15 protein-coding genes are annotated in these 17,876 nt (G+C 59.7%); 4 read left to right on the forward strand and 11 right to left on the reverse strand.

Going from position 1 to position 17,876, the window contains the following annotated elements; genetic code table 11:
- Window positions 1–35 precede the first annotated feature (35 nt).
- Window positions 36–1,265, forward strand: coding sequence for a phosphoglycerate dehydrogenase (serA, locus tag PSH57_RS01390; RefSeq protein ID WP_305387378.1), 1,230 nt, complete (start codon window positions 36–38; stop codon window positions 1,263–1,265).
- Window positions 1,266–1,395: 130 nt separating this feature from the next.
- Here the strand turns inward: serA and PSH57_RS01395 are convergent, their stop codons facing one another.
- Window positions 1,396–1,821, reverse strand: coding sequence for a DUF4399 domain-containing protein (locus PSH57_RS01395; protein WP_305387379.1), 426 nt, complete (start codon window positions 1,819–1,821; stop codon window positions 1,396–1,398).
- Window positions 1,822–1,954: 133 nt separating this feature from the next.
- Between PSH57_RS01395 and PSH57_RS01400 the strand changes: the two genes are divergently transcribed.
- On the forward strand, window positions 1,955–2,521 hold the full coding sequence (locus PSH57_RS01400; RefSeq protein WP_305387380.1) for a transporter substrate-binding domain-containing protein: 567 nt from the start codon (window positions 1,955–1,957) through the stop codon (window positions 2,519–2,521).
- A 163-nt stretch (window positions 2,522–2,684) separates the two neighbouring features.
- Here the strand turns inward: PSH57_RS01400 and PSH57_RS01405 are convergent, their stop codons facing one another.
- The 6 genes from PSH57_RS01405 to PSH57_RS01430 all read right to left on the reverse strand — a co-directional run bounded on the left by PSH57_RS01405 (window position 2,685) and on the right by PSH57_RS01430 (window position 8,182).
- The gene (locus PSH57_RS01405; RefSeq protein ID WP_305387381.1) at window positions 2,685–3,314 is read right to left on the reverse strand and encodes a class I SAM-dependent methyltransferase; all 630 of its coding nucleotides are present in this window, start codon (window positions 3,312–3,314) and stop codon (window positions 2,685–2,687) included.
- 100 nt (window positions 3,315–3,414) lie between these two features.
- Window positions 3,415–4,185, reverse strand: coding sequence for a hypothetical protein (locus PSH57_RS01410; protein ID WP_305387383.1), 771 nt, complete (start codon window positions 4,183–4,185; stop codon window positions 3,415–3,417).
- 468 nt (window positions 4,186–4,653) lie between these two features.
- Window positions 4,654–5,415, reverse strand: a complete 762-nt coding sequence (gene tcyN, locus PSH57_RS01415) for an L-cystine ABC transporter ATP-binding protein TcyN (protein ID WP_305387384.1) — start codon at window positions 5,413–5,415, stop codon at window positions 4,654–4,656.
- 3 nt (window positions 5,416–5,418) lie between these two features.
- The gene (gene tcyL, locus PSH57_RS01420; protein WP_047226833.1) at window positions 5,419–6,084 is read right to left on the reverse strand and encodes a cystine ABC transporter permease; all 666 of its coding nucleotides are present in this window, start codon (window positions 6,082–6,084) and stop codon (window positions 5,419–5,421) included.
- A complete protein-coding gene (tcyJ, locus tag PSH57_RS01425) occupies window positions 6,084–6,878 on the reverse strand; it encodes a cystine ABC transporter substrate-binding protein (RefSeq protein WP_305387386.1) in 795 nt (264 codons plus the stop codon). The genes tcyL and tcyJ overlap by 1 nt, the downstream gene beginning before the upstream one ends.
- A gap of 305 nt (window positions 6,879–7,183) precedes the next feature.
- On the reverse strand, window positions 7,184–8,182 hold the full coding sequence (locus PSH57_RS01430) for a D-cysteine desulfhydrase (protein WP_305387388.1): 999 nt from the start codon (window positions 8,180–8,182) through the stop codon (window positions 7,184–7,186).
- Between the two features lie 481 nt (window positions 8,183–8,663).
- Between PSH57_RS01430 and betT the strand changes: the two genes are divergently transcribed.
- Complete coding sequence (gene betT / locus PSH57_RS01435; protein WP_305390256.1) at window positions 8,664–10,625, forward strand: choline transporter BetT; 1,962 nt, start codon at window positions 8,664–8,666, stop codon at window positions 10,623–10,625.
- 12 nt (window positions 10,626–10,637) lie between these two features.
- Here the strand turns inward: betT and PSH57_RS01440 are convergent, their stop codons facing one another.
- Window positions 10,638–11,378, reverse strand: a complete 741-nt coding sequence (locus PSH57_RS01440; RefSeq protein WP_305387389.1) for an SDR family oxidoreductase — start codon at window positions 11,376–11,378, stop codon at window positions 10,638–10,640.
- Between the two features lie 433 nt (window positions 11,379–11,811).
- Here PSH57_RS01440 and mgrA point away from each other — a divergent pair, with 433 nt between their 5' ends.
- On the forward strand, window positions 11,812–12,849 hold the full coding sequence (gene mgrA, locus PSH57_RS01445) for an L-glyceraldehyde 3-phosphate reductase (RefSeq protein ID WP_305387390.1): 1,038 nt from the start codon (window positions 11,812–11,814) through the stop codon (window positions 12,847–12,849).
- A gap of 207 nt (window positions 12,850–13,056) precedes the next feature.
- On the opposite strand, the gene gshA is transcribed toward mgrA, so the two are convergent.
- From gshA to PSH57_RS01460, 3 genes are all read right to left on the reverse strand, one after another.
- Window positions 13,057–14,640 carry a glutamate--cysteine ligase gene (gshA, locus tag PSH57_RS01450; protein ID WP_305387392.1) on the reverse strand — a complete coding sequence of 528 codons (1,584 nt, stop codon included), beginning with the start codon at window positions 14,638–14,640 and terminating at the stop codon, window positions 13,057–13,059.
- Between the two features lie 210 nt (window positions 14,641–14,850).
- On the reverse strand, window positions 14,851–15,234 hold the full coding sequence (locus PSH57_RS01455; RefSeq protein ID WP_047226840.1) for a PaaI family thioesterase: 384 nt from the start codon (window positions 15,232–15,234) through the stop codon (window positions 14,851–14,853).
- A complete protein-coding gene (locus PSH57_RS01460) occupies window positions 15,234–17,558 on the reverse strand; it encodes a Tex family protein (RefSeq protein ID WP_305387393.1) in 2,325 nt (774 codons plus the stop codon). Before PSH57_RS01460 ends, PSH57_RS01455 begins: the two co-directional genes overlap by 1 nt.
- Window positions 17,559–17,876 lie beyond the last annotated feature (318 nt).

Below are 17,876 nucleotides of genomic sequence, written 5' to 3' on the forward strand. Positions count from 1 at the left end.
CCTGCCATTTTTCTCCGGGACACAGGTTTACGCAGATGAGCAAGACTTCTCTCGATAAGAGCAAGATCAAGTTCCTTCTTCTCGAAGGCGTCCACCAATCGGCTGTCGACGTCCTCAAGTCGGCGGGCTACACCAGCATCGAGTACATCACCAGTTCTCTGCCGCAAGACCAGCTCAAGGAAAAGATCGCCGATGCTCATTTCATCGGTATTCGTTCCCGTACCCAATTGACCGAAGATATCTTCGACCACGCCAAGAAACTGGTCGCGGTCGGCTGCTTCTGCATCGGCACCAACCAGGTGGACCTCAATGCGGCGCGCGAGCGCGGTATCGCAGTGTTCAACGCGCCATACTCCAACACCCGTTCCGTTGCTGAACTGGTACTGGCCGAAGCGATCCTGCTGCTGCGCGGCATCCCCGAGAAGAACGCTTCCTGCCACCGTGGCGGCTGGATCAAGAGCGCGGCCAACTCCTTCGAGATCCGTGGCAAGAAGCTGGGTATCGTCGGCTATGGCTCGATCGGCACGCAGTTGTCGGTGTTGGCTGAAGGCCTTGGCATGCAGGTGTTTTTCTATGACACCGTGACCAAGCTGCCGCTGGGCAATGCCACCCAGGTCAACGACCTGCACGAGCTGCTGGGCATGTCCGACATCGTGACGTTGCATGTTCCGGAAACCGCCGCCACCCAGTGGATGATTGGTGAGAAGGAAATCCGTGCGATCAAGAAAGGCGGGATTCTGATCAACGCCGCTCGTGGCACCGTGGTCAAGCTCGACGCCCTGGCCGAAGCGATCAAGGACAAACACCTGATCGGCGCCGCCATCGACGTATTCCCGGTGGAGCCGCGCTCCAACGACGAGATCTTCGAGAGCCCGCTGCGTGGCCTGGACAATGTGATCCTGACCCCGCACATCGGCGGTTCTACTGCCGAAGCCCAGGCCAACATCGGTCTGGAAGTGGCGGAAAAGCTGGTCAAGTACAGCGACAACGGTACTTCGGTATCGTCCGTGAACTTCCCGGAAGTGGCCCTGCCGGCTCACCCTGGCAAGCACCGTCTGCTGCACATCCACGAAAACATCCCGGGTGTGATGAGCGAGATCAACAAGGTCTTCGCGGAAAACGGCATCAACATTTCCGGTCAGTTCCTGCAGACCAACGAGAAAGTCGGCTACGTCGTGATCGACGTCGATGCCGAATACTCTGACCTGGCGCAGGAGAAGCTGCAGCACATCAACGGCACCATTCGTAGCCGGGTGTTGTTCTAAGCAGGCCTGGCTTGCAATAAAAAACGGGAGCCCCAAAAAGGGCTCCCGTTTTTTTTGCCTGACACAACATCAAAACCCTGTGGGAGCAAGCTTTGCTCCCACAGGGTTTGTGTTGTGTCGACCGGTGCTGTTACTTCACATTCACCGTGATCTTCTTGGAAACGATCGTCGGATCGAACGGCATATGGCCGCTGTCGCCCAGTATCAGCTGCAAGGTGTGCTTGCCCGGTGCCAGTTTGATCGTGGCCTCGGTTTGCGCCTTGCCGAAATGCATATGGTTGGCGTCGGTTGGAATCGGCGCGCCTTCGGCGGGCAGTTTGTCGACATCGATCAGCAGATGGTGATGACCTGTATTTTTTGTCACATCACCGGCCGGGGCCAGTGCGATGTCCTTGACGCCGAACTTGACCTTGAATTCCTGGCCAACGGTGGCACCGTCTTCCGGGGAAACGATGAATACCTCTGCGCCCTTGGGCGCGGGGGTTGCGGCGGATGCCAGCATCGAAGCTCCCAGCAACAGGCCGGCCAAGGCCGCACGTGACATAAAGCTTTTCATTTTTTTCTCCAGTTTTTCCATGAAATCCGCGTGGTCATGACAACTTCATGACCATTCGTTGTCGAAGCCTGCAACAACCATAGCAAAGCGAGCCTGAAACGAGCGTCGCTTGTAACAATACAAAGGAGTGACCATGCGTTTTCTGCCTGGGCTGATCTGCCTGCTACCCCTCTTGAGCCCTCTGGCCCATGCCGAACTGATCGACGACGTCAACGACCGTGGCGAATTGCGCATCGCTCTGGAAGCCAACACCAGCCCTTTCAACTTCAAGGAAGACGGCAAACTTACCGGCTTCGAAGTGGAACTGGGTCAGATGCTGGCCGGTGAGCTCGATGTTCGCGCCGACTTTGTGGTCACTGATGCCGGGGATCTGTTGGCCGGCGTGGAAAGTGGCAAGTACGACGTTGCCATCAACCACATAGCAATGACCCCGGAATTGGCCGAACGTTTCGACACAAGCACCGCTTACAGCCAACCGGATGCGCAACTGCTGGTGCGCAAGGATGACTCGCAACGCCCGATGGTGATGGCGCAGTCTTTCCAGCCGGAAGAAAAAAACGACCCGGCACCGAGCCTGGTGATTCCGTTCCAGAAGGGCAACCCGGCGTTCAAGGCCAGCCTGGACAACGCTTTGGCGCGTATCAAGGACGACGGGCGATTGGAGCGGTTGTCGCAGAAGTGGTTGGGTAAGCAGGAGTAACAGTGGGGCGGTGGGCGACGGCGGTGTGTCAGTCGACATCAATGTTAATCCGCCGTCATCACGAGCAGGCTCGCTCCCACATTTGGATCATTGATGGTTCACCCATTTATGCTCGCAGTTGACCCATGTGGGAGCGAGCCTGCTCGCGATGCGTCCTGAAGCCTCAGTCAATCTTGCGCCAGACGCTTGCCAGCCAAGGCTGCTGTTCCCGTGGTAGCCCCGCCGGCCGGTAGTAATGCTCCAGTTCCTCAAAACCTGCCTCGGTGAGCAGCGCGCGCCAGGCCGTGAGATCGTGGTAGGCGCCGAAGCGCTGTCCGTTCCAGCCTTCCTGATTTTCTCCCCGAGGGTTGGAGCTGAACAGCACGCCGCCGGGCTTGAGGGTGGCGTGCAGTTGTTTGAGCACCCGAGGCAATTCCTGGACAGGGATATGAAACAGCACGGCGTTGGCGAAGACGCCATCGAAACGTTCGGGTGGCAGGTCGAGTTTCAAGAAGTCCTGTTGCCACACTTCACAGCCGCTGTCCTGGCGCGCCATTCGGGCAAATTCCTCCGAGCCGTCCAGACCGACTGCGACATGGCCCCTGTCGGTGAATGTCCGCAGGTCCCGCCCGGGGCCGCAACCGAAATCCAGAACGTGGAAGGGTGGCTGACCCTGGATATGCCGCAGCAACGCGTCGATATTCTGGCTGACGTCATGATCGCGGGTGCCTTCGCGAAAGCTCTCGGCGACCGCATTGTAATGGCCCAGGGTTGTGGCGGTGATGGTGTGCAGGTCGTCGGGGGTGTGTTTCATGGTCGTTGGCTTGGGTTAGGGAGCTTGGTCGGACTATACCGCAAGCAGCCTGGCCACTTCGCTGCCAATCATGACCAGGCTCGCCCCCGCATTGGGTCGATCAAGGATTTTTGCCGCGCGGTTCGGCAGCCATGAGCGCTTCTTTCTGCGGGGTTTTCAGATACGGATTGGCGCAACCGATTTTCAACGTTCGCGGCGGCGCCCATTGGGAATTGTTGCCCACGCGGTCGAGGATGCAGTAGGTCACTTCCAGGCGCAGGTCTTCCCCCGCCTCCAGGATGATCTGCGGCGGTACCCAGATATTGATGGGTAGGCCCACCTCACAAGGTTTGATGCGGGGCAGGTCCATGCGCACATCGCCCCAGCGCAAGGTAATCGCATCGTCAGCAGCCATGTTCAGATAGGGCTCTATGGTCAGGGGTACGCCACGTTTGATCTGACTCGGGTTCACGCCCTTGCGGCGGATAGCGTCAGGAATTCGCACCGGCGCCAGGCCCTGGTTTTCATCACCGCTCAGGGCCGACGGCTGGCCTCCGGGACAATCCAGCTTGACCTGCACCTGTTGCGTTGCTGACAGCGCCGGGCCGCGCCCCACTTGCATCACGCGATAATGGATGCGCGAAGTCCCATTGACGATGAAACTCTCGGGCACTCGCAACGTAACGCTACTTTGCGCATCGGCCTGTGACAACAGGCGGGAGCCGACGTAGCAGTTGTCCCAGAACAGCTCGATCAGATCCCCCGCGTCCATGCCGGGGTAGGGAGCAATCGCCACTTGCAAGTGCGCAGCGCTGGTAATGTTGATGCTGGTACGCAGGACGTTGGCCAGGGTGGGCGCAGCCAGTTCAGGAATATTCGACGTACATGTCATGGTGTTCTCCTTGATACTTTAAAACGAAGTCCGTTTCGGGAAGATCAAAGGCGCTTAATCATCGCGACATATTTTTATTGCGCAATATGGACCCTGTCTGCGGTTCATCGCGCAGAACTGAAATAGTTCGCATCGCCTGTGGGTGACTAGATAAGGGTTCGGCCGTTTCAGTGTCAATAGAGGAACTTGCTTAATAATTAATTGTATAAGGCTTCAGAAATGTCCTACGCCCTCAAGTTAAGAGTACGCGGCGTTGTACGCCCTTTTCCTCGGGCTCGTCCGTTTGGAAGAAAGGGGCGGCAGGAAGCCGGATAAATAGCGTGGCCCAACGAGAAGTATAATCAGAGGTATGTATATACCGCGCATCAACGCGGTGGGTATGTTAAATCCACTGGAAGTTTCAGTTTGTTGCGTTGGGATGTTAGTTGTTCCACTTCCATCCTTGGAAGTGGTGACAATATCAATAACTTACTGGGCGCCGTGTCCGGCTGAGAGGAACTTACTGAGGAACTGTCGAGTGCGTTCCTCCTTGGGGGCTGCAAACAAGGCCTTGGCTTCGCCTTGTTCGACGATCACGCCTTTGTCGAAAAATACCACGCGGTTCGCCACGTCTCGGGCGAAGCCCATTTCGTGAGTCACGATGACCATGGTGCGTTTTTCTTCGGCCAGGCCGCGAATCGTCGCCAGCACCTCGCCCACCAGCTCCGGGTCCAGGGCCGAGGTCGGCTCGTCGAACAGAATCACTTCAGGCTCCATCGCCAGCGCCCGGGCAATCGCCACGCGTTGTTGCTGACCACCGGAAAGACGTCGTGGATAGGCGTCCTCCTTGCCCGCCAGACCGACCTTGGCCAGCAGCTTACGGCCCAAGGCTTCAGCGTCGGCACGTGGGATCTTCTTTACCACCAGCGGGCCTTCGATGACGTTCTCCAGTGCAGTGCGATGGGGGAACAGATTGAAGTTCTGGAATACAAAGCCCACTTGTTGGCGCAAACGACGCACCAGGTTCTGCTGCTGGTTCAGCGGACGACTGCCATCGATTTCGATGTCGCCGACCTTGATCCGGCCACTGCTGGGTTCTTCGAGGAAGTTCAGGCAGCGCAGAAAGGTGGTCTTGCCCGAACCGCTGGGGCCGATGATCGCAACCACTTCGCCTTCTTTGATCTCCAGATCGATGCCGTTGAGCACCACCTGACCCTTGAACTGCTTTGTCAGTTTTTCCACGACAATCATGGGTCAAGACTCCTGGTCATGCCGATTGACCCGGGCTTCCAGGACGTTCTGCAGGTGCGCCAGCACGCTGGCCAGAATCCAGTAGATCAGCGCGGCGGCAAGATACATGGTGAAGATTTCGAAAGTACGGGCGGTGATCAACTGCGCCTGACGGAACAGCTCCGGCACCTGGATGGTCGCCGCCAGTGCGGTGTCCTTGACCAGGGAAATGAAGCTGTTGCCCAAAGGTGGCAAGGCCGTGCGTGCCGCCTGCGGCAGGATGGCCCGGCGCAGGGTCTGAGCGCGGGTCATGCCGATACTGGCTGCGGCTTCCCACTGGCCGCGCTCGATGGAGCTGATGGCGGCCCGCAGGATTTCACACGCATAGGCAGCCATGTTCAGCGAGAAGCCGATCAGCGCCGCCGGTAATGGATCCAGCTCGATGCCCAGTTGGGGTAACCCGTAATAGATCACGAACAACTGCACCAGCAGCGGCGTGCCGCGAAAAAACGACACGTAGATGCGAGCGATCCAGCTCACCAGTTTGAAGCGCGACAGGCGCATCAACGCCAGGCCGAAGCCCAGCAGCAAGCCGAAGAACATGCCGCCCAAACTGAGGATGACCGTGTAATACGCGCCCTTGAGCAAGAAGGGCGCGGAGTCCAGCGCGAGTTGAAAAGCCTCTTCCATTATTGGGTGACGTCAGCGTTGAAGTACTTCTGCGAAATTTTCGCCAGGGTGCCGTCGGCCCGCAGTTTATCGATGGCCTTGTTGATTGCGTCCAGCAGCTCAGGCTCGCCTTTGCGCAGGGCGATACCGGCTTCCTGGCGGGAGAACGGTTCGCCGGCCACAGCGGTGTCCTTGGCCTTGGCGGTCAGCTCCAACGCCGCCAGGCGGTCCACCAGAATGGCGTCGATACGGCCCACACGCAGGTCCTGGTATTTGGTCGGATCATCGTCATAAGTGCGGATGATGGCCTTGGGCTGATTTTCCTTGAGCCATTGCTCATAGTTGGTGCCCAGGCCAACGCCGACCTTCTTGCCGGCCAGGTCATCGGCGGTCTTGATGGCGTCTTTGTTCTTGGTCAGAACCAGCGCCTGGATACCGGAAACGGTGTAGGGCTGGGAGAAGTCGTACTTCTTCTTGCGCTCCTCGGAGATGGTGACCTGGTTGATCACTGCATCCAGGCGCTTGGATTCCAGCGCTGCGAGAATGCCGTCCCATTTGGTCGGTTGCAGTTTGACCTTCACGCCCAGCTCCTTGGCCAGGGCTTCGGAAAACTCCACTTCGAAACCGGCCAGCTTGCCGTCGGCGTCAACGAAACTGAACGGTGGATAAGTGCCTTCCAGACCGACGTTGATCACGCCCGCGTCCTTGATCTTTTGCAGTTGCTCACCGGCAACTGCCTGCCCCAGCAGACCGGAGCTCAGTGCCAGGCCCAGCGAACCCACCAACAGGTTGCGACGTAATGCGGAAAAATTCATGACAAGCCCCTGTGTTTTTTTATGGAGACGTTATTTCGAATGTAGAGAAGGCGTAGCCGCGATTAAAAAAAGATTGCCACATCCTGCCTCAAAGCAACCTGTGCGTCTCGTGGCAAATGCGCCGGTGGCGAGACTATAAGGCGGCTTTTATAGATTGGAAAATAATATTAAATCTTACAAGTATTCGAATTTTGAATGTTCCCCTGTGGAAGCGAGCCTGCTCGCGATAGCGGCGTGTCAGTCCAATCAATGCTGGCGGATCCAGCGCAATCGCGAGCAGGCTCGCTCCCACATTTAGAACTTCACTAAGCCTGGAACGCCGCGTTATACGCAAACAACGCTGGCGCGCCGCCCGTGTGCAGGAAGATGATCGGGCCGTCGTCGAAGCGGTCGCGGCCCATACCATCGAGCAGGCCGGCCATCGCCTTGCCGGTATAGACCGGATCCAGCAGCAGACCCTCCAGGCCTGCCAGCAGTTTGACTGCCGCCAGCGTACCGGCATTGGGCTCGCCGTAACGGGGGGCGAAATATTCGTCCCACAGGTTCACCTTGAAGGCTTCTGGAAGGGGTACATCAAGCAGTTGGGAGGTCCGTTCGGCCAAGCCCTGGACCTTGGGGCGCTGGTCTTCTTCGCTGCGTGACACCGTTATGCCAATCACCGGAAGTTGCGGCAGCGTTTCACTGAGCGCCAGCGTCAGGCCACTGTGAGTCCCGGCGCTGCCGGAGGCTAGCACCACGGCGGCGAAATTCAGACCGGTGTCCTTGATTTGCTCAGCCAGTTCCAGACCAGCACGCACATACCCCAACGCGCCCAGAGCGTTCGACCCGCCAATTGGTACCAGATACGGCTTCTTCCCATTGCTGCGCAGGCGCTCGGCGAGGGCTTGCAACTGCTCGTCGGCGTTGTCCAGGTTTTCTACCAATTCGACCTTGGCGTCGAACAACTCCAGCAGCAGCCGGTTGCCGTTGCTCAGGTAGTTGCTGTCGTCGGTGCCGATGGGGTTTTCCAGCAGGGCCACACAACCCAGGCCCAGCTTGGCCGCCAGTGCAGCAGTCTGGCGCACATGGTTGGACTGGATCGCACCGGCGGTGATGAGGGTGTCTGCGCCTTGCGCCAGGGCGTCGGCAGCCAGGTATTCGAGCTTGCGCAGCTTGTTGCCGCCCAAGGCCAGCGGGGTCAGGTCGTCGCGCTTGATATAGATGTCGCGACCGAGCCAGGTGGAAAGACGGTCGAGTTTTTCCAGGGGGGTTGGATGGCCGAGCAGGTCGAGACGGTTAAAGCGCGCCAGCTGTTGTTTGATCATGGGGCCGTACTGGTTGTAGGAAATCCATGGACTATAGGCACGCTGATATTGATGGGCAACCGCCAATCGTTTGCCGGGGCGTAAATGGGGGACGCATGAGAGGTGAGCACCGAAAACCTGTGGGAGCAAGCCTGCTCGCGATGGCGGTGGTTCAGTTGGTACATCTATTCGCTGACACACCGCCATCGTGAGCAGGCTAGCTCCCACAGGGGGCTGTTGAACACTGAACGAATGCTCTCCAGGCAACGTCATACCCTCCCGTAGGCTAGCGTAGGAAGCATGCCGCCCAGCCCCGGGATTAGTCCTTAGCTACCTATTTATGTTTAACTTGAACGTTCATTCAAGTTAAACCGTCGGTTTGCTGCCCGCTCACAACAGGAGGCTTGCCTTTGCCGAGTCCGTTTTCGATTTTCACGATTTCGCTTTCCGGGGGCCATCGCTCATGAGTGCCACGTCCCTTCCACCCAGCGGCCTGGTCCGTATGAATCCGCCGGTTTTTTACTTTGCAGCGACCTTCATTCTGCTGTTCGGCCTGGTGGTCATCGCCGTGCCGGAGCGGGCCGGTGCCTGGCTGCTGGCGGCGCAGAACTGGGCGGCCAATACGGTCGGCTGGTATTACATGTTGGCGATGACTCTGTATCTGGTCTTCGTGGTGGTCACCGCCTTGTCCGGCTACGGCAAGATCAAGCTCGGTGCTGACCACGACGAGCCCGAATTCAGTTACCTGTCCTGGGCCGGCATGCTGTTCGCTGCCGGTATCAGCATCACGCTGTTTTTTTTCTGTGTCTCCGAACCGCTGACCCATCTGGTGCAGCCACCGCAAGGCGAGGCCGGTACCGCGGATGCCGCGCGCCAGGCCATGCAGATCCTGTTTCTGCACTGGGGCCTGCACGGCTGGGGCGTGTTTGCTTTCGTCGGCATGGCCTTGGCGTACTTTGCCTACCGGCACAATTTGCCGTTGGCCCTGCGTTCAGCGCTGTACCCATTGATCGGCAAACGTATCAATGGCCCCATCGGCTACGCGGTGGACGGCTTTGGCATCATCGCGACCGTGTTCGGCCTCGGCGCGGACATGGGGTTTGGGGTGCTGCACCTCAATTCCGGGCTCGATTACCTGTTCGGCATCGCCCACACCCAATGGATTCAGGTCGGCCTGATCGTGCTGATGATGGGCGCGGCAATCATTGTGGCGGTGGCCGGCGTCGACAAAGGCGTGCGGGTCATGTCCGACATCAACATGCTGCTGGCCTGCGCGTTGTTGCTGTTCGTGCTGTTTGCCGGACCTACCCAGCATTTGCTCAACACGTTGATCCAGAACATCGGCGATTATCTCGGCGCACTGCCGATGAAGAGTTTTGACGTGTATGCCTACAACGAGCCCAGCGACTGGCTGGGCGGCTGGACGGTGTTCTACTGGGCCTGGTGGATCGCGTGGTCGCCGTTCGTGGGGCTGTTCATTGCGCGGATTTCTCGCGGGCGCACCATCCGCGAGTTCGTGTTTGGCGTGCTGCTGATTCCCCTGGGTTTCACCCTGGCGTGGATGTCGATCTTCGGTAACAGCGCCATCGACCAGGTGCTGAACCACGGCATGAGTGCCCTGGGTATGTCGGCCCTGGAAAACCCGTCGATGAGCCTTTATTTGCTGCTGGAAACCTATCCATGGAGCAAGACCGTCATCGCGGTGACTGTGTTTATCAGTTTCGTGTTCTTCGTCACGTCAGCCGACTCCGGCACGGTGGTGCTTTCGACGTTGTCGGCCAAGGGCGGCAACCCCGATGAAGACGGACCCAAGTGGCTGCGGGTGTTCTGGGGGGCAATGACGGCCCTGGTGACCAGTGCATTGCTGTTCTCCGGCAGCATCGATGCCTTGAAGTCGGCAGTGGTGCTGACTTCCTTGCCGTTCTCGCTGATTTTGCTGCTGATGATGTGGGGCCTGCACAAGGCGTTTTACCTCGAGTCCCAGAAGCAGATCGCGCAGTTGCATTCGCTGGCGCCGGTGTCGGCTTCTCGACGGGGTACGGGCGGCTGGCGACAGCGCTTGAGTCAGGCGGTGCATTTCCCGTCCCGCGATGAGGTCTACCGTTTTCTCGACACCACGGTGCGCCCGGCCATTGAAGAGGTGAAAGCGGTGTTCGCCGAGAAAGGCCTGACAGTGGTGACCCAACCAGACCCGGCCAACGACAGCGTCAGCCTGGAGATCGGCCACGGCGAGCAGCATCCGTTCATCTACCAGGTGCAGATGCGCGGCTACTTCACACCGTCCTTCGCCCGCGGCGGCATGGGCTCCAAGGAGCTCAACAACCGCCGTTACTACCGCGCCGAAGTGCACTTGAGCGAAGGTAGCCAGGACTACGATCTGGTGGGCTACACCAAGGAACAGATCATCAACGACATCCTCGACCAGTACGAGCGGCACATGCAGTTCCTGCACCTGGTGCGCTGAGTGGGCTGAACCTCAGACCAGGCCGCCGTTGGCTCGCAGGATTTGCCCGTTCACCCAGCCGGCGGCCGGGCTGACCAGGAAAGAAATGATGCTGGCGATGTCCTCCGGCTGACCGAGGCGTTCCAGGGGCGGCATTTTGGCGAAGTTCTGGATCTGTTCTTCGCTTTTGCCATGCAGGAACAGTTCGGTCGCGACCGGGCCGGGCGCCACGGCGTTGACCGTGATCTGGCGGCCGCGCAGTTCCTTGGCGAACACTTGTGTCAGCGATTCGACGGCGGCCTTGCTGGCGATGTACACCGAATAGCCGGGCAGGTTCAGGCCAACGGTGCTGCTGGAAAAATTCACGATCCGGCCACCGTCGTTCAAACGAGTTGCGGCTTCGCGCAGGGTGTTGAAGGTGCCGCGGGTGTTGATGGCGAATGTCTGGTCGAACAGCTCGTCACTGTGCTGGGCCAAGGGCATCACTTGCAGGGTACCAGCGTTATTGATCAGCACATCGACTTTGCCCAGGTGCGCTTCGGTCTCATCGAACATCCGGCAGACATCGACGGCAGAGGACACATCCGCCTTGATTGCTATGGCTTGGTGGCCGGCCTGGCGCAATTGCACCACCAGTTTCGAGGCTTCGGCGGCGCTGTTGGCGTAGTTGATGACGACGGCAAAACCATCGAGGGCCAATTGCTTGGCGATTTCGGCACCGATGCCGCGGGAGGCGCCGGTTACGATGGCAACTTTGGAGGATTGAGGGGGCATGGCAGGGGTCCTTTTGAAGTGGATGAAGCCAGATTCACATGTTTATCCTCGGCGATAAATGTCCGACGGTTGCCTTGACTGTTCAATAGTTGATAACAATAGCCGCGCTGGACGACTCCTCGTTGATTGGCCGACGCATTGCCAATCTGCGGCAGATCACCTGCGTCGACAAGCCCGCGTCCACACCTGATATGCGAACTTTCGGCCTGACGGAGGCGTCTGTGAGGTGTTAGCTTGCGCCTAGTGGCCTGTGTGGTTAGTTCGTTAGTTCAAGTTCGGATGCCAGAAGTCCATAGCCAAGGCGCTGTGACGAGTCATAGCCCGCTATGGCGAGGAACAGCAACGCAGGATATGGGCTTCTGGCGCCGAACTTGACTAACAGAACTAACCACACAGGCCACCAGCATCCGCCACCCGAACAGAGAGTCTTTCGATGACCTACACCGCTGCCGAGAACCGCTACGAGTCCATTCCTTATCGCCGTGTCGGCCGCAGTGGGCTGGTGCTGCCGGCGCTGTCGCTGGGGTTGTGGCACAACTTCGGCGACAGCACGCCGATCGACACGCAGCGTTCCCTGCTGCGTACGGCGTTTGACCTGGGTATCAATCACTTTGACCTGGCAAACAACTATGGCCCGCCCTACGGCAGCGCCGAGATCAATTTTGGCCGCTTGCTGCGCGAAGACTTCAAGCAGTACCGCGATGAGTTGATCATCTCCAGCAAGGCCGGTTGGGACATGTGGCCGGGTCCTTACGGCCAGGGTGGTGGTTCGCGCAAGTACGTGTTGGCCAGCCTGGACCAGAGCCTGCAACGCCTGGGCCTGGACTATGTGGATATCTTCTATTCCCACCGCTTCGACCCCGATACCCCGCTGGAAGAAACCGCCAGCGCGCTGGCCACGGCGGTGCAGCAGGGCAAGGCGTTGTACATTGGCATCTCTTCGTATTCCGGTGTGAAGACCCGGGAAATGGCTACGCTGCTCAAGGAGTGGAAAGTCCCACTGCTGATCCACCAACCGGCCTACAACCTGCTCAATCGCTGGGTGGAGAAGGACCTGCTGGACGCCACCGATGAACTGGGCGCGGGTGTGATTGCCTTTACGCCGCTGGCCCAGGGCCTGCTGACCGACAAGTACCTCAAGGGCATTCCGGTCGATGCACGGGTCAATCGCCCGGGTGGTGGTTCGTTGCAGGCTTCGCACCTGTCGCAGGAGAACATCGCCCATGTGCGTGCCCTCAATGAAATTGCCCAGCGTCGCGGCCAGAGCCTGGCGCAAATGGCCCTGGCCTGGACCCTGCGCGATCCACGGGTAACCTCCGCCCTGATCGGCGCCAGCCGGCCGGAGCAGATTATCGAGAACGTCGGGGCGTTGAAGAACCTGAGTTTCAGCGCTGAAGAACTGGCGCAGATCGATCGGTTTGCCCAAGAGGGCGGGATCAATCTGTGGGAGAAGCCTTCGTCGGCTGAATAACTCCTCTGCACGTCTAGAGAGCAACACAGTTCCCTGTGGCGAGGGGATTTATCCCCGCTGGGCTGCGAAGCAGCCCCAAACCTGAGCATGCGGCGCATCAGGTGGAATCAAGTTGGCTGCTTTAGGGCTGCTGCGCAACCCAGCGGGGATAAATCCCCTCGCCACAAAGTCATTCCCATGTGCGACATGGGAATGATTCATGAGCGCTTAGTGACTGACCGCCAGAATGCTCGCCTGGTACGCCCCGACAAACACATCGAAATCCTCCACTTCGCTCTGCTCAAGCTCAGCTTGCTGAATCAGGGATTGACGGGCGTTTTCTTCGAATGCGCTCTGTTGCGGGGTAGGCAACGGCTCGGCGCGGAAGAATTCGGCGTGGGCCTTGCTCTGGCGCAGGGAGAACTGGGCGAAACTTTCCTGGTGTTCTGCCATGGCGGCCAGGACTTGGGCGGAGGGGGTCAGTGACGGGTCCCGCACCTTCGCCAATTGCGCGTCCAATGCCTGGCGGTGGGCGTCGCTCCCCTGGCTCTGGTCGAGCAGCGATGCCAATGGCGCGATCTTCTCCAGAAGCTCGATAGCCCAGGCCTGCATGTCCACCGCTTGGCCTTGGCGTTGCAATTGCAAACCTGGCCGACGGCCTTCCTTGACCACCGTCAGGAAATTGTTCGTCGCATTGCTGCATTCGTTGTTTTCCAGGAGCGGACTGTCGTTGAGGCCGCAATACAGCAGGAACGCATCGAGGAAGCGCGATTCGGTGAGGTCGATGCCCATCGGCAGGAACGGGTTGATGTCCAGGCAACGGACTTCGACGTACTGGATGCCTCGGGCCACCAACGCCTGGACCGGGCGCTCGCCGGTATAGGTCACGCGTTTGGGGCGGATGTTGGAGTAGTACTCGTTTTCGATCTGCAAAATATTGGTGTTGAGCTGCACCCATTCACCGTTCTTATGCGTGCCGACCTCGACGTAGGGCGCGTACGGTGTCGCCACCGCCTTGCGCAGGCTGTCGGTGTAGCTCGTCAGGTCGTTGTAGCAGGGTGTCAGGCCGGCCTGGGCGTTGCTCTGGTAACCCAGGTCGCTCATGCGCAGGCTGGTGGCATACGGCAGGTACAAAGTGTCCGGGTCCAGCTGTTCCAACTGGTGCGGGCGGCCACGCAGGAAGCCGGCGTCCAGCGCCGGCGAGGCACCGAACAGGTACATCAGCAACCAGCTGTAGCGGCGGAAATTACGGATCAGCGCGATGTAGGCCGACGACTGGAAGTCGCGGTCGCTCGCTTCAATGTCTTCGGCCTGGCGCAGCAGCGGCCAGAGTTTTTCCGGCAGGGAAAAGTTGTAGTGGATCCCGGCGATGCATTGCATGGTCTTGCCATAGCGCAGGGCCAGACCCTGGCGGTAGACATACTTGAGTCGACCGATGTTCGAGGTGCCGTAATACGCGATCGGGATGTCTTCCTCCGCTGGCAGCGGGCACGGCATCGAAGGACTCCACAGGTACTCGTCGCCGAGCTTGCTGTAGGCAAACCGGTGGATCTTGTCGAGGCTGCGCAAGGTATCGGCTACGTCAGCCTGGGCCGGGGTGATGAACTCCAGCAACGACTCGGAATAGTCGGTGGTGATCTGCTCATTGGTCAGCGCCGAGCCCAGGGCCGCGGGGTGCGGGGTCTGCGCCAGATGCCCCGTGTCCGTGACGCGCAGGCATTCACGTTCGATGCCGTGCAGGCACTGCTCGAGCAGGGAGAGGTTGGCGCGCTCGCCGAGCAGAGCCAGGCGGCGGTTTAAAAGGTCGCTCAAGTTGAATTCCTTCACGCGTCAGTCGCCCCAATATGGGGGTGGTCAAGACGGTCTACAAGGGTGAAGTTAAAACTGGCGTTTTCGCCTGGTTTTTGTGCTGCCCAAGACAATTCGTCGCGGCCCCCTGTGGGAGCGAGCAAGCCCGCTCCCACAAGAGATTTCGGCACCGCATTCGCAGCGTCGAAATTACCGCAAATCGATGAGAGGGAGCTATAGGACTGCGAAGGTGCCTTGTGCTTTTGCGACCAGTTTGTCGCCTTGCATCACCTCAGCCTCGACCACCAGCGTGCGCCGGCCCGGGTGGATGACCCGGGCCGTGCAGAGCACCTCCCCGTCGGAGACGGCGCGAATGTAGTTGATCTTGCATTCGATGGTCGCGCTCTGCTGGTCAAAGCCGTGGACACTGGAGCAGGCCAGGCCCATGGCGATGTCCACCAGGCTGAACAGCGCTCCACCGTGCAGCTTGCCGCCACGATTGCGCAGCGGTGGCTCAAGGCTCAGGGCGACTTGCGCCACCCCGTCCCCGAGACTGTGCAGCCGGCAGCCGAGCAGCTTGAAAAACGCGCTTTCCACCAACCCGGCTGGCGCATCCATCAGCGTTTCTTCAACTGTTTGGCATTGGCGAACAGCGAGGCCATGGCGTTGTTCGCCGGGGTCTGCGTGGCGGTTTCCTTGCGCGGCGCGGTGTTTTGCGATTGGCGTGGCGTAGAACCGGGACGCGCCCCGCGGGCACCGTCGACTTTCTCGCCGGGCGTGTCGCTCATGCGCATCGACAGGCCAACGCGTTTGCGCGGGATGTCGACTTCCATGACCTTCACTTTCACCACATCACCGGCCTTCACCGCTTCGCGTGGGTCCTTGATGAACTTCTCCGACAGCGCCGAGATGTGCACCAGGCCGTCCTGATGCACGCCGATGTCGACGAAGGCACCGAAGTTGGTGACGTTGGTCACCACGCCTTCGAGGATCATGCCCGGTTGCAGGTCCTTGAGGTCTTCGACGCCGTCCTGGAACTCGGCGGTCTTGAACTCGGGTCGCGGGTCGCGGCCGGGTTTCTCCAGTTCCTGGAGGATGTCGGTCACGGTGGGCAGGCCGAAGGTTTCGTCGGTGAATTTTTTCGGGTCCAGGCGCTTGAGAAACGCCGCGTCACCGATCAGCGAGCGGATGTCGCGGTCAGTCTGGGCGGCGATGCGTTGCACCAACGGATACGCCTCAGGGTGGACCGCCGACGAATCCAGCGGGTTATCACCGCTCATGACACGCAGGAAACCGGCGGCCTGTTCGAAGGTTTTTTCACCCAGGCGCGGGACTTTCTTCAATGCGGCGCGGGTCTTGAACGCGCCGTGTTCGTCGCGGTGGGTGACGATGTTCTGCGCCAGCGTGGCGTTGAGGCCCGAGATACGCGCCAACAGGGCTACCGAAGCGGTGTTCACATCCACGCCCACGGCGTTCACGCAATCCTCCACCACAGCGTCCAGGCCACGGGCCAGTTTCAACTGGGAAACGTCGTGCTGGTACTGGCCGACACCGATGGATTTCGGGTCGATCTTCACCAGTTCCGCCAGCGGGTCCTGCAGGCGACGGGCGATGGACACCGCGCCACGGATCGACACGTCCAGATCCGGGAATTCCTTGGAGGCCAGTTCCGACGCCGAATAAACCGAAGCGCCGGCCTCGGAAACCATGACCTTGGTCATCTTCATAGCCGGGTATTTCTTGATCAGTTCGGCGGCCAGTTTGTCGGTCTCGCGGCTGGCCGTGCCGTTGCCGATGGCGATCAGGTCCACCGAATGCTTGGCGCACAACGCGGCGAGCACGGCGAGGGTCTGGTCCCACTTGTTATGCGGCACATGGGGGTAGACCGTGGCATGGTCCAGCAGCTTGCCGGTGGAGTCCACCACGGCCACTTTGCAACCGGTACGCAGGCCCGGGTCCAGGCCCAGGGTGGCGCGCGGCCCGGCCGGTGCGGCCAGCAGCAGGTCGTGCAGGTTGTGAGCGAAGACGTTGATCGCCTCGGTCTCGGCGTTGTCACGCAGCTCGCCCAGCAGATCGGTTTCCAGGTGAGTGTAGAGCTTGACCTTCCAGGTCCAGCGCACCACTTCGGACAGCCATTTGTCGGCGGCGCGGTTCTGGTTCTGAATGCCGAACTGCTGGCCGATCATGCCTTCGCAGGGGTGCATGGTGCCGGGCAATTCATCGCCTACCTTCAGCGCGGAGCTGAGAATGCCTTCGTTACGGCCGCGGAAAATCGCCAGGGCGCGGTGGGACGGCATGCTCTTGAGCGGCTCGTCGTGTTCGAAATAATCGCGGAACTTGGCGCCTTCCTCCTCTTTGCCAGCGATCACACGGGCGCTGAGAGTGGCTTCCTGCTTAAGGTAATTGCGCAGCTTTTCCAGCAGGTTGGCGTCTTCGGCGAAGCGCTCCATAAGGATGTACTTGGCGCCTTCCAGCGCCGCTTTCACGTCCGCCACACCTTTTTCGGCATCGACGAAACGCGCGGCTTCGGTTTCCGGGGCCAGGTTTGGATCGTTGAACAGGCCATCGGCCAGCTCGCCGAGACCGGCCTCCAGGGCGATCTGGCCCTTGGTGCGGCGTTTTTGCTTGTAGGGCAGGTACAAGTCTTCGAGACGGGTCTTGGTCTCGGCCAGCTTGATGTCGCGCTCAAGTTGCGGGGTCAGCTTGCCCTGTTCCTGGATGCTGGCCAGGATGCTGACGCGCCGCTCGTCGAGTTCTCGCAAGTAGCGCAGGCGCTCTTCCAGATGACGCAACTGGATGTCATCGAGGCTGCCGGTCACTTCTTTGCGGTAACGGGCGATAAAGGGCACCGTGGAGCCTTCATCCAGTAGCACGACGGCCGCTTCGACCTGTTGTGGGCGTACGCCGAGTTCCTCGGCGATGCGGCTGTTGATGCTGTCCATAAAACCACCTGAAAAATTGTGAAATCAGACTCGCCACCGCACAAAGCAGGGTTCGGCGCGACTGGTTGAGCGGCCTGGCGTGCGCCGCTGCCTGGGTCAAGAGGCTGCCTGTTGACCCGCGAAATTCAGAAAGTGCTGCCTGGGCAAGGGAAAAAACCATGTGCCGGGATCATGATCCGACATTCCCTGGCACAAAAGGCCGCGCATTATAACCAGCGTTGCGTTTCTTAGGGGGCACCATGGTCTGTAGGCTCGATACCCGGATTACTGGAGATAGAGGAAAAATCTGCTAACAATGCACACGGTGCGTATAACGGC

Origin of the sequence: Pseudomonas hefeiensis, from assembly GCF_030687835.1 — a bacterium.
In the GTDB taxonomy this organism is placed as follows: Bacteria; Pseudomonadota; Gammaproteobacteria; order Pseudomonadales; family Pseudomonadaceae; genus Aquipseudomonas; species Aquipseudomonas hefeiensis.

Excerpts from the sequence above, each read along its gene's own strand:
- serA (WP_305387378.1), top strand. The coding sequence starts at position 36 with ATGAGCAAGACTTCTCTCGATAAGAGCAAGATCAAGTTCCTTCTTCTC.
- PSH57_RS01395 (WP_305387379.1), bottom strand. The coding sequence starts at position 1,821 with ATGAAAAGCTTTATGTCACGTGCGGCCTTGGCCGGCCTGTTGCTGGGA.
- PSH57_RS01400 (WP_305387380.1), top strand. The coding sequence starts at position 1,955 with ATGCGTTTTCTGCCTGGGCTGATCTGCCTGCTACCCCTCTTGAGCCCT.
- PSH57_RS01405 (WP_305387381.1), bottom strand. The coding sequence starts at position 3,314 with ATGAAACACACCCCCGACGACCTGCACACCATCACCGCCACAACCCTG.
- PSH57_RS01410 (WP_305387383.1), bottom strand. The coding sequence starts at position 4,185 with ATGACATGTACGTCGAATATTCCTGAACTGGCTGCGCCCACCCTGGCC.
- tcyN (WP_305387384.1), bottom strand. The coding sequence starts at position 5,415 with ATGATTGTCGTGGAAAAACTGACAAAGCAGTTCAAGGGTCAGGTGGTG.
- tcyL (WP_047226833.1), bottom strand. The coding sequence starts at position 6,084 with ATGGAAGAGGCTTTTCAACTCGCGCTGGACTCCGCGCCCTTCTTGCTC.
- tcyJ (WP_305387386.1), bottom strand. The coding sequence starts at position 6,878 with ATGAATTTTTCCGCATTACGTCGCAACCTGTTGGTGGGTTCGCTGGGC.
- PSH57_RS01430 (WP_305387388.1), bottom strand. The coding sequence starts at position 8,182 with ATGATCAAACAACAGCTGGCGCGCTTTAACCGTCTCGACCTGCTCGGC.
- betT (WP_305390256.1), top strand. The coding sequence starts at position 8,664 with ATGAATCCGCCGGTTTTTTACTTTGCAGCGACCTTCATTCTGCTGTTC.
- PSH57_RS01440 (WP_305387389.1), bottom strand. The coding sequence starts at position 11,378 with ATGCCCCCTCAATCCTCCAAAGTTGCCATCGTAACCGGCGCCTCCCGC.
- mgrA (WP_305387390.1), top strand. The coding sequence starts at position 11,812 with ATGACCTACACCGCTGCCGAGAACCGCTACGAGTCCATTCCTTATCGC.
- PSH57_RS01455 (WP_047226840.1), bottom strand. The coding sequence starts at position 15,234 with ATGGATGCGCCAGCCGGGTTGGTGGAAAGCGCGTTTTTCAAGCTGCTC.
- PSH57_RS01460 (WP_305387393.1), bottom strand. The coding sequence starts at position 17,558 with ATGGACAGCATCAACAGCCGCATCGCCGAGGAACTCGGCGTACGCCCA.